This is a genomic window from Streptomyces sp. NPDC031479, from assembly GCF_055581065.1.
On sequence record NZ_JBVIKC010000005.1, the window covers coordinates 177,926 to 193,218 of the forward strand.

Annotated in this window: 13 protein-coding genes; all 13 read right to left on the reverse strand. The window is 73.0% G+C overall.

Annotation, left to right across the window (positions count from 1 at the left end; all coding sequences use genetic code 11):
• Positions 1–5 precede the first annotated feature (5 nt).
• Positions 6–650 carry a phosphorylase family protein gene (locus ACZ5D2_RS08610; RefSeq protein ID WP_468928206.1) on the reverse strand — a complete coding sequence of 215 codons (645 nt, stop codon included), beginning with the start codon at positions 648–650 and terminating at the stop codon, positions 6–8.
• Complete coding sequence (gene shc, locus ACZ5D2_RS08615) at positions 650–2,728, reverse strand: squalene--hopene cyclase (RefSeq protein ID WP_371675712.1); 2,079 nt, start codon at positions 2,726–2,728, stop codon at positions 650–652. Before shc ends, ACZ5D2_RS08610 begins: the two co-directional genes overlap by 1 nt.
• Positions 2,729–2,845: 117 nt before the next feature.
• Positions 2,846–3,940: a polyprenyl synthetase family protein gene (locus ACZ5D2_RS08620; RefSeq protein ID WP_371675713.1), complete on the reverse strand. Its 1,095-nt coding sequence runs from the start codon at positions 3,938–3,940 to the stop codon at positions 2,846–2,848.
• A gap of 56 nt (positions 3,941–3,996) precedes the next feature.
• A complete protein-coding gene (gene hpnE, locus ACZ5D2_RS08625; RefSeq protein WP_468928209.1) occupies positions 3,997–5,412 on the reverse strand; it encodes a hydroxysqualene dehydroxylase HpnE in 1,416 nt (471 codons plus the stop codon).
• A 256-nt stretch (positions 5,413–5,668) separates the two neighbouring features.
• The gene (gene hpnD, locus ACZ5D2_RS08630) at positions 5,669–6,640 is read right to left on the reverse strand and encodes a presqualene diphosphate synthase HpnD (RefSeq protein ID WP_468928210.1); all 972 of its coding nucleotides are present in this window, start codon (positions 6,638–6,640) and stop codon (positions 5,669–5,671) included.
• Positions 6,637–7,560 carry a squalene synthase HpnC gene (hpnC, locus tag ACZ5D2_RS08635; protein ID WP_468928291.1) on the reverse strand — a complete coding sequence of 308 codons (924 nt, stop codon included), beginning with the start codon at positions 7,558–7,560 and terminating at the stop codon, positions 6,637–6,639. Before hpnC ends, hpnD begins: the two co-directional genes overlap by 4 nt.
• Positions 7,561–7,930: 370 nt before the next feature.
• Entirely contained in the window at positions 7,931–8,713 is a 783-nt protein-coding gene (locus ACZ5D2_RS08640; RefSeq protein WP_266843843.1) for an ABC transporter ATP-binding protein, read from the reverse strand.
• Complete coding sequence (locus ACZ5D2_RS08645) at positions 8,706–9,635, reverse strand: ABC transporter permease (RefSeq protein ID WP_266843841.1); 930 nt, start codon at positions 9,633–9,635, stop codon at positions 8,706–8,708. Before ACZ5D2_RS08645 ends, ACZ5D2_RS08640 begins: the two co-directional genes overlap by 8 nt.
• A 96-nt stretch (positions 9,636–9,731) precedes the next feature.
• Positions 9,732–10,604 (reverse strand): glycosyltransferase family 2 protein, encoded by an 873-nt coding sequence (locus tag ACZ5D2_RS08650; protein ID WP_371681108.1) that lies wholly within the window; start codon positions 10,602–10,604, stop codon positions 9,732–9,734.
• Between the two features lie 8 nt (positions 10,605–10,612).
• Positions 10,613–11,392 (reverse strand): CDP-alcohol phosphatidyltransferase family protein, encoded by a 780-nt coding sequence (locus ACZ5D2_RS08655; RefSeq protein WP_468928213.1) that lies wholly within the window; start codon positions 11,390–11,392, stop codon positions 10,613–10,615.
• The gene (locus ACZ5D2_RS08660) at positions 11,370–12,431 is read right to left on the reverse strand and encodes an iron-containing alcohol dehydrogenase family protein (RefSeq protein ID WP_371675717.1); all 1,062 of its coding nucleotides are present in this window, start codon (positions 12,429–12,431) and stop codon (positions 11,370–11,372) included. The genes ACZ5D2_RS08655 and ACZ5D2_RS08660 overlap by 23 nt, the downstream gene beginning before the upstream one ends.
• The gene (locus ACZ5D2_RS08665) at positions 12,419–13,171 is read right to left on the reverse strand and encodes a phosphocholine cytidylyltransferase family protein (protein ID WP_371675718.1); all 753 of its coding nucleotides are present in this window, start codon (positions 13,169–13,171) and stop codon (positions 12,419–12,421) included. The genes ACZ5D2_RS08660 and ACZ5D2_RS08665 overlap by 13 nt, the downstream gene beginning before the upstream one ends.
• Positions 13,168–14,949: a DUF5941 domain-containing protein gene (locus ACZ5D2_RS08670; protein WP_371681109.1), complete on the reverse strand. Its 1,782-nt coding sequence runs from the start codon at positions 14,947–14,949 to the stop codon at positions 13,168–13,170. Before ACZ5D2_RS08670 ends, ACZ5D2_RS08665 begins: the two co-directional genes overlap by 4 nt.
• Positions 14,950–15,293 lie beyond the last annotated feature (344 nt).

Genomic DNA, 15,293 nt, shown 5'->3' on the forward strand with positions numbered 1-15,293 from the left:
CTGGCTCACCTCCTGGGGAGCAGCAACGAACGGTGCCAGTCATGGAACGCGGGCCGTACGGCACGCAGCACGCGGAAGGCCGATATTCCACCGCGCACCGTGCCGATACGGACGAGCTCGTGCTCCGGAGCGTCCACGATCACCCGGACGGCCGCAAGGGGACGGTCGGCGCCCCCGTGTGCGGTCCACAGGGTGGCCGCGGACTCCATGTCGACCGCGATGGCACCGGTGGCGCGCAGCTGCGCGCGCTCCTGCCCGCGGACGACGTGGTCGGATCCGGTCAGTGCGCCGAGGTGCACGGTCCGGCCGGGCACCGCCCGGGCCAGTGCCTCGGCGAGGAGGGCGGTGCCGGTGCAGGCGACCGCCCCGCGCGGGTCCCGGGTCTCCTCGGCGACGACCAGGTCGCCGGGGTGCATCCCGGGGACGAGGCCGGCGCAGAAGCCGGTCGCCAGGACGGCGGCCCGCTCCATGCCCGGCCGCCCCAGGGCGCGGGTGAGGGCGCGCTCGGCCGCGCGCGGGCCCATGCCGGTGCGCAGCAGCGCCCCGTCCGGTGCGCCGCCGCGGCCCGCGCTGCGCAGGGCCGCCTGCTCGATGCGCAGGGCGCAGGCGATCAGCAGCGGGGGCCGGGGCGGTGGCGCTCCGGCGGCCATCAGGACCCTCCGGCCGGCCGGTGGGCCCCGGCCGTGCGCGGACCGTCCGGGCCGAACGGTTCTCCGTGGAGGTAGCGGCCCAGCGCGGTGAGCGGGAACACCTGCCGGTAGAGGTGGTAGTTGATGGAGAAGTCCCAGGGGAAGCCGGTGCCGGTGAAGTACGGCTCGTCCCAGGTCCCGTCCGGGCGCTGGGTCCCGACCAGGTACGCCAGTCCCCGCTCGACGGCACCGCCGTCGCGCTCCCCCGCCGACAGCAGCGCCATCAGCGCCCAGGCGGTCTGGGAGGCGGTGGAGGCGCCCTTGCCGGCCCATGACCGGTCCTGGTAGGAGCGCTGGTCCTCGCCCCAGCCGCCGTCCTCGTTCTGTACGGATTCCAGCCAGCGCACGGCCCGCCGGACCGCGGGGTGCGAGGGGGCGATGCCGGCGGCGGTGAGGGCCGGGACCACCGAGCCCGTCCCGTAGACGTAGTTGGTGCCCCAGCGCCCGAACCAGGCGCCGTCCGGCTCCTGTTCGGCGAGCAGCCAGGCGATGCCGCGTCGGGTGCGGGGGTCGGCGGCCTTGCCCTCGAAGGCGAGCATCTCGACGACGTGGGCGGTGACGTCGGCCGAGGGCGGGTCGATGACCTCGCCGAAGTCGCAGAAGGGCAGCCGGTTGGGGAAGGGGCTGGTGTTGTCGGCGTCGAAGGCGCCCCAGGCGCCGTTCTTCGACTGCATGCCGAGGTTCCAGGACACCCCGCGGGCGATGGCGGCCTCGACCTTCGCCGGTTCGGGGTGGTGGATGCGGCGCAGGGCCAGGACGACCTCGGCGGTGTCGTCGATGTCCGGGTAGTTGTCGTTGTGGAACTCGAAGGCCCAGCCGCCCGGTTCGAGCCCGGGGCGGCGCACGGCCCAGTCGCCGCTGCGCCGGATCTCCTCGCCGAGCATCCAGTCGGCGGCCTTGACCAGGGCGGGGTGGTCGGGGCGCACCCCGGCGTCGGCGAGGGCGATCGCGGCGAGGCAGGTGTCCCACACCGGGGACTGGCAGGCCTCGATCATCCGGGCGCCGTCCTCGCGCCAGACCGCGAACCGGTCGAGGGACTCCAGTCCGGCCCGCATCACCGGGTGCCCCAGGTCGTAGCCGAGCAGGTGCAGGGCGATGACGGAGTACACCGCGGGTGGCTGGATCCCGCCCCAGCAGCCGTCGTTCTCCTGGCGCTCGACGATCCAGCGGCCGGCGGCCGTCATGGCGGCCTTGCGCAGCCGGCCCGGGGCGAACCGCCGGTAGACGTGCAGGGCCTTGTCCATCCGCTGGAAGGCCCCTTCCCAGGTGGCCAGCGGAGCGGTCGGCCTGGCCGGGAAGGGGGTGCGCGCGTCGGTGTGCAGCTCGTCGAGCGCGAAGGGGGCCGGGCGGACGGGCCGCAGGGCCGAGACGACGGTGAGCGGGACGATGGTCTGGCGGGCCCAGCAGCCGAAGTCGTAGATGTTCAGGGGCGCCCAGGAGGGCAGGAAGACCAGCTCGGGCGGGAGTTCGGGCAGGTGGTCCCAGTTCCACCAGCCGAACAGGGCGAGCCAGATCCGGGTGAACACCCGGGCGGCGGCGATCCCCCCGCGGGCCCGGATCCAGGCCGAGGCGCGGGCCATGTGCGGGGCTCCGGGGTCGTCCCCGGCGAGGCGCAGGGCGACGTACGCCTCGATGGTGGCGGAGAGTTCGGGCGGCCCGCCGTGGAAGGTGGCCCACGTCCCGTCCTCTCGCTGTTCACCCCGGATGAAGAGGGCGGCGGCGCGCGTGGTGGCCTCGTCCCGGATGCCGAGGAACTGCCGCAGCAGCAGGTCCTCGGCATCCATGGTGACGTTGGTCTCCAGGTCGCCCTTCCACCACCCGGCCGGGTCCTGGCGCTCCAGCAGCGCGCGGACGGCCTTGTCGGTGGCCTCCTGGACACCGCGCGGCGGGCCGCCGGGCCCGCCCCGGGCTCCGGGCGGCCCCGCGGGCGCGCCCGCCGGCGCGGCGGGCGGCGGGGCGGCCGTCGCGGCCGTCCCGCCCTCGTGTTCCGGATCCGCACCGCGGGCCATCGCACCGGCGCCGTCGGTCGTCGCTGTCATGGCTTCCCCTTAGAACAGTGTCCTCTGCTGTGCTGGGGTCTGCCGTCGGCCGGTGCGCTCTAGCAGGTGGCGGCGCCGGCCGGCGACTCGCGCTTCATATCCGCTGCCGGGTGGCGATCACCTCTTGCGCACGACGACGAAGTCGGCGAGGGCGACGAGCTGGTCCCGTACCCGCTGCGGCATGTTCACGTCGTCCAGGGCGCGGATCGCCACCGCGTGCTGGCGCCGGGCCTCGTCGGCGGTCCACTGGCGGCCGCCCGCCGCCTCGATGAGCGCGGCGCGGTGGGCGAACTCCTCCTCGGAGAAGTTCTCGAAGTCGTTGCTCTTGGCGTCGGCGGCGAGCAGCTGCGCGAGTTCCTCGCAGGCGGGTCCGCCGGCCGCGAGGGCGGCGACCACGGGCAGGGACTTCTTGCGCTGGCGCAGGTCGCTCCAGGTCTGCTTGCCGGTGGCGTCCGGGTCGCCCCAGATGCCGAGGAGGTCGTCGACGGCCTGGAAGGCGAGGCCGAGGTGGTAGCCGTACTCCTCCAGCTTGTCGGCGGTGCGGTCGTCGGCGCCGCCCAGGACGGCGCCGATGGAGACCGCGCAGGCGAGCAGGGCGCCCGTCTTGTTGCCCTCCATCTCCAGGCACTCCTCGACGCTGACGCTCTCGCGGTGCTCGTAGGAGATGTCCTGGGCCTGGCCGTCGATGAGCTTGCGGCTGGCGGTGGTCAGACGGCGGGCCGCGCGGCCCGCCTCGACGGTGCCCAGCTCCAGCAGGACCTCGTTGGCGAGGGCGAAGAGGGCGTCGCCGACGAGGATCGCCAGCGCCGGTCCGTGGACCTTCCAGACCGTGTCGCGGTGGCGGCGCTGTTCGTCGCCGTCCATCAGGTCGTCGTGCAGCAGCGAGAAGTTGTGGACGAGCTCCACGGCGACGGCGCCCGGGATGCCGACCTCCGCGGAGGCACCGGCGGCTTCGGCGGAGAGCAGGGCGAGGGCGGGCCGGACGGCCTTGCCCCCGTCGCCGTCCGCCGGGTTGCCCTGGGCGTCGATCCAGCCGAAGTGGTAGGCGGCGACCGTGTCCATGGGCGCCGCGAGCCGGTCTACGGCGGCGCGGAGCACGGGGGTCGACAGCGTGCGGCCGCGTTCCAGGAGGGCGAGCGTGTCCGCCTGCTCCCCGCCGGCCGTGCCCACACTGGCAGCCGTGTTCTCGACAGCCGGGTTCCCCGGGTTCACTGGCTCTCCTCTGGTTCCTGTACGTGCTGTGCCGGTTGTGCTGGTGGTCGTGGTCGTCATGCCGCCTCCCACGGAGGACGTCCGGCGGGGCGGCCCAGGGCGCTGAGTGCCTCCCGTGCCGCACCGGTGCCGCTGCGGACCGCGCTCTCCATGGTCGCGGGCCAGCCGGTGGCGGTCCACGCACCGGCGAGGTAGAGGCCCGGCGTGTCGGTCCGGTTGCCGGGGCGCAGCCGGCCGACGCCCGGACTCGGGGCGAAGGTGGCGGTGCGTTCCCGGGTGACGAAGAAGTCGCGCACCTTCGCGCCGCGGGCGGCGGGCAGCAGCCGCTCCAGCTCCGGCAGGTACTTGGCGCGCAGGACGGACACCGGTTCGTCGATGTCGTCCTGGGCCGCCGACTGGGACAGGGCCAGGTACTGGCCGCCGTCGGTGAGGCCGGAGGCGTCGGTGCGGTCGAAGACCCACTGGACGGGGGAGCCCAGGGCCGCGAAGAAGGGCTGCCTGAGCACCTTGCGGTCGTAGACGACGTGGACGTTGAGGATGGGCGCGGTGCCGATGTCGAGGAGCTTGTCCGGGTCGGCCAGCGCCCCCGGCGGCAGCAGCCCGTGGGCCTCGCGCTGCGGGACGGCGAGGACGACGGTGCCCGCCGCGAGGGACTCCTCCTCGGTGTCGACCCGCCAGTTCCCGTCGTCCGTACGGGAGACGCAGGTGACCCGGGTGCGCAGTTCGGTGCGCACGTCGGCGGCGTCGAGGGCCTTGCGGGCGAGGGTGTCGTGGAGGTCGCCGAGCGGGACGCGGGCCCAGCCGATGTCGGCGGCGCCGCTCTCGGAGAGCAGGCCGGTCTTGAAGACCATGGCGGCCAGGCCCAGCGAGGACTGGTCGGCGGTGGCGTTGAGGGTGGCGATGCCGACGAGGTCCCAGAGGGCCTCGACGGTGCGCGGGGACTGGCCGTAGCGGGCGAGCCAGGTGGCGAAGTCCAGGCCGTCGAGCGCCGGGTCGGCCGGGTCGAGGCGGCGCAGGGCGAGGGCGGCGCGTCCCACGGCCGCCCGCTCGGCGAGCGAGAGGTGCGGGTAGGTGGCCAGGGAGGCTGCCAGGTGCAGGGGGACGGGCAGGGCGCTGCGGCGCAGCCGGCCCAGGCGGGGTCCCCGGGGGTGGGCGACGTCGAGGACGGGGACGTCGAGCCGGTCCTGGACCGGGGCGAGGTCCGCGCCGCCGATGCGCTCCAGGAACCACCGGTAGGCCGTGCAGCAGCGCAGGTAGACGTGCTGGCCGTTGTCGACGGTCAGCTCGCCGCGCTTGAAGGAGAACGCGAGGCCGCCGAGCCTGGGGCGGCTTTCGAGCAGGGTGACCCGCAGTCCGGCGTCGGCGAGCCGGAGCGCGGCGGTGACTCCGGCGAGTCCGCCGCCGACGACGACGGCGTGCCGGCCGGCGTCCTGGCCGGCGTCCCGCCGCGCGCTCTGGTCGGCCGTGCTCATGCGTCCTCCCCCGTGGTGCGGTGGCCCTGGCGGGCGGTGGGGGCGGGCATGCCTCGGTGCGCCGCGGCCCGGCGCGGACCACGGCCTCCGCCCGCCCGGAGAGACGCCGCGACGGCTGCCGGGGTTGCCCGGCCGTCGGCCGGATCCGCCGCGGGGCGGGCCGCGGCCCGCCGGGGGGCCGGGTGGCCTGCGGCCGTGCGGGCGCCCCGGGGCCGGCGGGCGGCCGGGGCCGGGGCGGGGGTCCTCGTGCGCCGCATCAGACGCGCCTGCGCGTGCTCTGGCGGGAGATGGTGCGGGCGTCGAGGCCCGACAGGCCGCGCACGGCGACGTACGCCTTCTCGTGGGTCGGCAGCGAGACGCGTCCGCGCAGCACGGCTTCGGGCTCGCGCTCGATGCGGTCCAGGAGGCGGCGGTAGATGCCGGCCATCGCGGCCACGCAGGCGCCGCTGCGCCGGTCGAGCATCGGCAGCAGCCGGTAGCCCTCGACGAACAGGGCCCGCGCGCGCCGTACTTCGTGGTGGACGAGGCCGGCGAAGTCGGCTCCGGCGGGGGCCCGGTCGCCGTGGAAGCCTTCGGAGCAGCCGAACTTGGCGAGGTCCTCGGCGGGGAGGTAGGTGCGGCCGTTGGCCGCGTCCTCGCGAACGTCCCGCAGGATGTTGGTGAGTTGCAGGGCCAGGCCCAGGGTGTCGGCGTATTCGTCGGCGCGGGCGGCTTCGGACGCGCCGAGGCCGCCGGTGTGCACGGTGCCGAAGACGCCGAGGGAGAGCCGTCCGATGGCCCCGGCCACGCAGCGGCAGTAGGCCTTGAGGTCGTCCCAGGTCTCGTACTCCTCGCCGCGGACGTCCATCAGGACCCCGTCGATGAGTTCGTCGAGGCCGCCGAGGGGGATCGGGAAGCGCCGCGCGGCGTGGGCGAGGGCGACGGCGACGGGGTCGGTGTCGTCCTCGTCGACCTCCTCGGCCCGGATCCGGCCGAGCAGGGCGCGGGTCTCCTCCAGCCGTACGAGCTTGGCCTCGGGCGGGAGCGTGCCGTCGCCGATGTCGTCGACGCGCCGCGAGAAGGCGTACAGCGCCGACATCGCGTGCCGCTTGTCGGTGGGCAGCAGCCGGATGCCGTACGCGAAGTTGCGCGCCTGTGTTCCGGTGACGGCCTCGCAGTAGCTGTAGGCCGCGAGGACCGGAGCGGACGGAGCGGACGCGTGTGTGGGGCCCTCCACGTTCGGGCTCACCCCTTTCTCGGCGCTGTGCGCAGGACGGCGGCCACCTCGCGGAGCAGGAGGCTCCGGGTGGGCTTGGGCGGGCCGGGGAGCACGTCGAAGCCTGCGGCCGAAATCGCCCGCAGGGCGGCGCGCCCTCCTCCCACGAACCCCGCGAGCAACAGCCGTAGCCTGCCGTGCACGCTACCCACGAGGGGGGTGCCTTCATTCAGGAGTTCGCGTGCGCGTTCGCTTTCGAATGCGACCAGGGAGCGTACGGACGCTCCGGCGGACGGGGTCCGCAGGTCGTTCTCGGTGACGTGGAAGCGGCGCATGTCCTGCGCGGGGAGATAGATCCGGTCGCGGCCGAGGTCCTCGGCGACGTCCTGGAGGTGTTCGGCGATCTGCAGCGCGGTGCAGACGGCGTCGGAGCGGCGGATCCGCTCGGGGGTCGCGGTACCGGTCAGGGCGAGCACGAGGCGGCCCACGGGATTGGCGGAGAGCTCGCAGTAGGCGAGGAGGTCCGCGTACGTCGCGTACCGCGTGACGTGCTGGTCCCGGCGGTTGGCGTCGATGAGCCCGAGGAAGGGCTCGGGGGTGAGGCCGTGGTCGCGCACGACGGGGCGCAGGGCCAGCAGCAGGGGGTGGCGGGGCGGGCCGTCGGCGGAGCCGAAGACGCGCAGCAGGTCGGCCTCGAAGGCGTCGAGCATGGCGGGGCGGTCGTCCACCGCGGCCGGGTCGAGGCCCAGGAGCACGGCGTCGCGGCCGCCGGGGGCGAGGTCGCCGTCGCCGATGTCGTCGACGAGGCGGGCGTAGCCGTAGACCGCCGTCAGGCCCTCGCGCCAGGCGCGGGGCAGGAAGGCGGGGGCGACGGGGAAGTTCTCCGCCGCGGCCTTGGCGAGGGTGGCGCGGGCGTGGGGGTCGAGGACGGCGCCGGAGGTGCCGGGCCGGATGCCGGGCCCGGCGGTCACCGCCCGCCGCCCGCGGCGGGGACGGCCACTGCGCCTGGGGACCGCAGAATTCCCATAGCCATTGCCGTCACGTCTCCCGTTCTACACTGCCGACCCAAGTCATCCTATTTCGGACACGCCGCCGAAGTTTACCCGGGAGTATCCAGGGAGAACCAGTTGTGGGGAATCGTCCCCTCTTGGCGCGATTGAGAACTGGTCCAGCTTACGCTGTACAACGCCGCGGGGGCCTATCGGGTGTTCACGGCACCCCGGAATGTCGGCCCCCGGCCGGATCCCGCCGCACGGCGAGGCCCCCGGCGCGCGGAGCGACGGGGGCCTGCGACGGCCGGATCCGGCGGGCCGGAGCCCTCGGTCAGTGGCTGGTGGCCTTCTCGTAGGCCGAGACGACTTCCTCCGTGGGCCCGTCCATCAGGAGTTCGCCCTTCTCCAGCCACAACACCCGGCTGCAGGTGTCGCGGATGGAGTTGTTGTTGTGGCTCACCAGGAAGACCGTGCCGGCCTTCTCCCGCAGTTCGCGGATGCGCGCCTCGGAACGGACCTGGAACTTGCGGTCACCGGTGGCGAGGGCCTCGTCGATCATGAGGACGTCGTGGTCCTTGGCGGCCGCGATCGAGAAGCGCAGGCGCGCCGCCATGCCCGAGGAGTAGGTGCGCATGGGAAGGGAGATGAAGTCCCCCTTCTCGTTGATCCCCGAGAAGTCGACGATGTCCTCGTAGCGCTCCTTGATCTGCTCGCGGGTCATGCCCATCGCGAGACCGCCGAGGACCACGTTGCGCTCGCCCGTGAGGTCGTTCATCAGGGCGGCGTTCACGCCCAGCAGCGAGGGCTGGCCGTCGGTGTAGACCTTGCCGGACTCGCAGGGCAGCAGGCCCGCGATGGCGCGCAGCAGGGTGGACTTGCCGGAGCCGTTGGAGCCGATGACGCCGATGGCCTCGCCGCGGTACGCCGTGAAGGAGACCCCGCGCACGGCGTGGACCCGGCGGACGCCCGGGGAGTCGCCCTTGCCGCGGCGGAGTATCTTGCTCAGCGCCGCGGTGGCGCTGCCCTTGCCGGAGCTGCCGGTGTTGACGCGGTACACGATGTGCACCTCGTCGGCGATGACGGTGGGCACGAGGCCCCGGGTGATCTCAGCCACGGCCGTAACGCTCCTCAGCCTTCCAGAAGTACACGAAGCCGCCGGCGCCGATGAGGACGGCCCAGCCGACCGCGAAGAGCCAGACGTGGGGCGGCAGGTTGGACGCGCCGTAGTCCTCGATCAGGGAGAAGCGGACGAGGTCCATGTAGATCGCCGCGGGGTTCCACTGGAGGACGTCCGCGATCCAGGCCGGCTTGTCCTTCAGCATCGTGCCGATCGAGAACATCACGCCCGAGGCGTACATCCACGTGCGGGTGAGGAAGGGCATCAGCTGCGCGAGGTCGGGGGTCTTGGACCCCATCCGCGCGAAGACCAGCGCGAGGCCGGTGTTGAAGACGAACTGCAGGGCCAGCGTAGGGACGACGAGCAGCCAGGACAGCTGCGGGTAGTTCCCGAAGGCGACCGCGACGATGACCACGACGATCATCGAGTACAGCAGCTGCTGGAGCTGCTGCATGGAGAAGGAGATCGGCAGCGAGGCGCGCGGGAAGTGCAGCGCGCGCACCAGGCCGAGGTTGGTGGGGATCGCCCGGACGCCCGCCATCAGCGAGTTCTGGGTGAAGGTGAAGACGAAGATGCCCATCACCAGGAAGGGGATGTACACCCCCTTCTCCATGCCCCGGCCCGCGTTCAGGATGAGGCCGAAGATCAGGTAGTAGACGAGCGCGTTGAGCAGGGGGGTCGCCACCTGCCAGATCTGGCCGAGCTTCGCCTGGCTGTACTGCGCCACCAGCTTGGCCCGGGAGAAGGCCATGATGAAGTGGCGCCGGCCCCAGAGCTGCCGCACGTATCCGCCCAGGCTGGGCCGAGCGCCACTGACCGACAGGCCGTACTTCCTGGCGAGCTCGGCGGGGCTCAGGCCCGCGTCGTCGGACGGCGGCTTGCTCGTGGCGAGGGCGCCGTCGTGGGTTGTGTCACTCACAAGTTGAAACTTTCCGTCTTCAAGATGCGGCAGGAGGGGCATCGGGGCTGGAGCGCCGGACCCGGGATGGGGCCCATGCTCCCAGACGTGAGCTTGTCAGATGACAGGCGGTCGGCCCAGCCGGGTCAGCTTCCAGACCGTACGCCACCTCATGGGGCGCCGGGGACCACAGGGTGTGGTCCAGCCCTCCTTGAACCCGCCGAACCAGGCCTTGAGCGCCGGCGCCGAGGGCCTGCGCACGAGCGTCAGCGCGAGCCAGACGCCCAGGTAGACCGGGACCAGCGGGGCGGGCAGGTTGCGGCGGGCGAGCCACACCCGGTTACGGGCCACCATACGGTGGTAGACCGCGTGCCGGGACGGGGCGGTGGTCGGGTGCAGCAGCACCATGTCCGCGCGGTAGTCGATCAGCCACCCGGCGTCGAGCGCCCGCCAGGCAAGGTCGGTCTCCTCGTGCGCGTAGAAGAACTCCCCGGGCAGGGTTCCGACCTGCTGGAACACCGTCGTGCGGACGGCGTTGGCGCCGCCCAGGAAGGTGGTCACGCGGGAGGAACGCATCGGGTCCGAGGCGCGCAGCCGGGGCACGTGACGGCGCTGGGTGGCGCCGGTGTCCGGGTCGGCGATGCGGAAGCTGACGATCCCCAGCTCCGGGTCCTCGGCGAAGGCCTGCCGGCACAGCTCGGCGGTGTCGCTCCGCTCCAGCAGCCCGTCGTCGTCGAGGAAGAGCAGGACGTCCACGTCGGCGCCACCGGGGCCGAAGGCCTCGATGCCGACGTTGCGGCCGCCCGGGATGCCCAGGTTCTCGGGCAGCTCGACGGTGCGCACGCCCTCGGGCAGGCCGGTGACCGGCACTCCCTGGCCGACGACGACGACCTCGACGGGGTCGCCGTCCTGGCGGGCCACCGACTCCAGCAGCGCCTTGAGCTCGTCGGGGCGGTTGCCCATGGTGATGATCACGGCGCCCAGCCGCATCGGCGCGGTCACTTGAGCCTGCTGGAGGCCAGGATCGACACCAGGTGCAGCACGGTCTGGAGCAGCGCGATGCCGGCCAGGACGGCCACGCCGAGCCGGGAGACGAACAGGTCGCCGCGGACCTGGTCCAGGACGGCCAGCACCAGGATGAGCAGGGAGGCCTCGATGCCCAGCACCAGGCGGTGGAACTTGAGCGCGGAGGCGGCCCGGCGGGCCAGGGCCATGCCGGAGGAGCGGGGCTCGGAGGCGGCCTCCTTGACCGGCTCCTTGCCCGTCTGGTGGCGGGCGACGCCGACCAGGTCGGTCTCGGCCTTGATCAGGATCGCGCCGAGCGCCGCGAGGGTGCCCAGGAAGGCCCACAGCCAGTCGATGCGCCCGCTGCCCCACAGGTCGCTGGCGCGCAGGCCGAAGCCGACCAGGACGGCCGCGTCGCACAGGTAGGCGCCGACCCGGTCCAGGTAGACCCCGGCGAGCGAGTACTGCTTCTTCCAGCGGGCGACCTCGCCGTCGACGCAGTCGAGCAGCAGGTACAGCTGGACCATGACCACGCCGAGGACGGCGCCCCAGATGCCGGGCACCAGGAGGGCGGGCGCGGCGAGGACACCGGCGAGGGTCATCACGTAGGTCAGCTGGTTGGGCGTGACCTTGGTGGCGACCAGGAGACGGGTGATGCGCAGGGAGATCTCGCGCATGTACAGGCGGCCGCCCCAGTGCTCGCCACTGCGCCGGTCCTTGACGCCCGGCGGGTGAACGACGGGCCGGAGTTCAGCTACGGATGGTCTGGGCATAGTCGGCGTAAGCGTCCCTGATCTCGGCTGCGGACAGGTTGAGGTGCTCCAGGATGGTGAAGCGTCCCGGGCGGGTCTGGGGGGCGTAGTCGACGGCCGCGACGAACTCGTCCACGCTGAACCCGATCTCCTCGGGCAGCACGGGCAGCCCGTGGCGGCGCAGGACCTCGGTGAACAGCCCGGACTGCTCGGCGGCGCCGCGCAGGTGCATGGCGAAGGCGGCGCCGATGCCGACCTGCTCGCCGTGGAGGGCGGAGCGTCCCGGGTAGAGCAGGTCGAAGGCGTGGCTGATCTCGTGGCAGGCGCCGGACGAGGGCCGGGTGTCGCCGCTGATCGACATGGCGATGCCGGAGAGCACGAGGCCCTCGGAGAGCACGGTGAGGAACTCGTCGTCCCCGCATCCGCCGGGGTGGCGCAGGACCGACTCGCCCGCCGTGCGGGCCATGGCGGCGGCGAGGCCGTCGACGGCCTCGCCGGTGATCGCGTGCGAGAGCTCCCAGTCGGCGATGGCCGAGATGTTGGAGATCGCGTCGCCGATGCCCGCGCGGATGAACCGCACCGGGGCGTCCTTGATCACATCGAGGTCGATCACCATGGCGATCGGCGTGGGCACGCCGTAGGAGCCGCGCCCGTTGTCGTTGTCCAGGATGGACACCGGGGAGCAGATCCCGTCGTGCGACAGGTTGGTGGCGACGGCCACCATGGGCAGGCCGACCCGCGCCGCGGCGTACTTCGCCACGTCGATGATCTTGCCGCCGCCCAGGCCCACGACGGCGTCGTAGCGGCGGCCCTTTATGTCGTCGGCCAGCTTGACCGCGGAGTCGATGGTGCCGTCGACGACCGGGTACCAGTCGGCGTGCGGCAGGACGGGCTCCAGCTTGGCGCGCAGCGCCTGGCCGGAGCCCCCGCTGATCGCCATGGCGAGCTTGCCGGACGCGGAGATGCGCTGGTCGGCCAGGAGGCCGGCCAGGTCGTCCATCGCCCCTCGGCTGATGTCGACGACAACGGGCGAGGGGATCAGCCGCGTCAGTACCGGCATGCGATCGTCCGGCCCTTGGCGAGGTCGTCGTGGTTGTCGATCTCGACCCACGCGACGTCTCCGATGGGGGCGACGTCGATGGTGAAGCCGTCGTTGACGAGCTGCTGGTAGCCGTCCTCGTAGTAGAGGTCGGGGTCCCGCTCGAAGGTGGTCTTCAGCGCCTCGGCGAGCTGCTCGGCGGCCTCGGGCTCGATGAGGGTGACACCGATGTACTCGCCCGTCGCGTCGGCCGGGTCCATCAGCTTGGTGATCTTGCGCACGCCCTGACCGTCGGCGGTGACGACCTTCATCTCCTCGTCGGCCAGGTTCTTGACCGTGTCGAGGGCCAGGATGATCTTCTGGCCGTTGCCGCGGGCGGCGAGGAGGGTCTTCTCGACGGAGACCGGGTGGACGGTGTCGCCGTTGGCGAGGATCACGCCCTGCTTCAGGACGTCACGCGCGCACCACAGGGAGTAGGCGTTGTTCCACTCCTCGGCCTTGTCGTTGTCGATCAGCGTGATCTTGACGCCGTACTTGGCCTCCAGCGCCTCGCGGCGCTCGTAGACGGCCTCCTTGCGGTAGCCGACGACGACGGCGACCTCGGTGAGGCCGACCTCGGCGAAGTTGCCCAGGGTCAGGTCGAGGACCGTCAGGCTCTCCTCCTGCCCCTCGGGGCCGACCGGCACGAGGGCCTTGGGCAGGGTGTCGGTGTAGGGACGCAGGCGGCGTCCGGCACCGGCAGCGAGTACAAGGCCGATCATGCTGGTTCTCCTTCGTCATGTACGGCGGGTGCTCCGGAGGAGACCCAGAAGCGGATGCTCTCCACGAGCACCACCAGAGCCACGAACACGGCCGTGACCGTGAGCGCGACGGGGAAGTCCGCTGCGCGCGACGCCAGGACGGCGGCCAGCACCGCGGTGAGCAGCACCCGGCCCTCGTGCCCGCCGATCGTCCGCACCAGCCAGTGCGGGGGCGCGCCGGTGCCACCGCGGATGCGGTAGACCGTGTCGTAGTGATGGTAGGCGACCGCCGCGATCAGGCCGAATGCCGCCGGCAGCGCCCCGGGGACGTCCGCCTTGACGGCGAGGACCAGGACGGTGGTGTATTCGGCGGCCCGGAACAGCGGCGGCAGCAGCCAGTCCAGGGCCCCCTTGAGCGGCCGGGCGACGGCGGCGCCGCTCAGCATCGCGTACAACAGGGCCACCGAGACGAGGCTCACGCTCCCGAAGGGCTCGAAGAACGCGGTACCGACGAGGGCGAGCGCGGCGATGACCATGACGGGCAGCCACAGCGGCGCCGCGGGGCGGCCCGCGTGGCGGGCGATCAGCTCGGCGAGCGGCCCCGAGTCGGTGAGGTCCAGGAGCGCCCGGGCGGCCCGGTCGGTGCGCCGCGCCTTGCGGGTCAGGGAGCGCAGGACGCGGCCGGCGGTGGTGTAGAGGGCGCCGAAGGCGCAGCCGACCAGCAGGGCGTAGAAGACGATGCGCGGGGTGGTGAAGGCGGTCAGGACCGCGATCATGGCCCAGCGCTCACCGATCGGCAGGATGATCATCCTGCGGACCCAGACCGTCCAGCCGACGCTGTCGAGCCGCCCGGACAGGGCGGCCGTCGGACTGGTGTTGGCGGTGGCGTCGTGGTTGGCCTCGTTGAAGGCGAAGTCGACGACGTGCCGGCAGGTCATGAGGATCATCGCGCCGAGCGCGAGGGCCCACACGTCGTCGCCGTTCCTGGCGGAGCCGAGCGCGAGGCCCGCGTAGAAGGAGTACTCCTTCGCGCGGTCGAAGGTCGCGTCGAGCCAGGCGCCCATCGTCGAGTACTGGAGCGAGTAGCGGGCGAGCTGCCCGTCGGTGCAGTCCAGGACGAAGGAGACGAGCAGCAGGACGCCGGCCACGACGTAGCCCCAGCGGTCGCCGGTGGCCGCGCAGCCCGCCGCTATCAGGGCGGTGACCAGCGAGGCCGTGGTGACCTGGTTCGGGGTGAGGCCGCGGCGCGCGCACCAGCGGGCGATGTAGCGCGAGTACGGGCTGATGCAGAAGGTGGTGAAGAAGCCGTCGCGGGACTTCACGGCGGTGCGCAGCCGCACGGCTTCGTCGTCCACGGCGGCGACGGCGGCGACGGCCTCGGCGCGCTCCGCGTCGGTGCCGGGCACGGCGGCGACCAGGGTCCCGAGCTCGGGCCGCTGGACGGTGGTCCCGTCGGCCTCGACGGCGGCGGCGAGCCGGTCGGCGTAGGGGCCGCCGCCCGCGGGCGCGAGGGCCGCGGCCCGGTCGAGGGCGGCGCGGGCCCCGGGCTGCACGGTGAAAGCGCCGGTCACGGCGCAGGCGTCGAAGCGCGGGTCGGTCAGCGCGAGGCGCAGCGCGTGCGGGTGCCCGACGAAGGCGCTGTCGACGACGGCGACCCGCCGGTCGGCGGGTACGTCGGCCAGCGCGGCGGCGGTGCCTTCGGGACCGGTGACCGGGCGGACGTCGAACCCGAGCGACCGGAGCTCGTCTTCAAGCGGTGATCCGGGGACCGGCAGGCCGGTGAGGATGACGGTCGACAGACGGACTCACTCCTTGCAGCGAACTTCTCGACGGGGCGCCCGGTGGGGCGGCGCGGCACGTCGGCAGAGGCTATCGGATGAATGGAACGCCGTATTCATCAGCCTTTCGGCCCCCCTCAGGGGGCTTTGGCCTCGGATGTTAGGGTGGTCGGCGGCGTGTACGAATCCCGTGAGCACGTCCCGGAACGAGGAAAGAGGTGGACTGATGACCGTCGCAGTGGTCGCTGCCGAGCGCGGCGAACTCCGGTACGTCCCCGTTTCCTCCCTCCGGGCTTCCGGCCGGGCCTGAGCACACCGTTCGGTCCCGTCGGCCGGAGCCCCCTGTCCAAGGGCTCACGTTGACC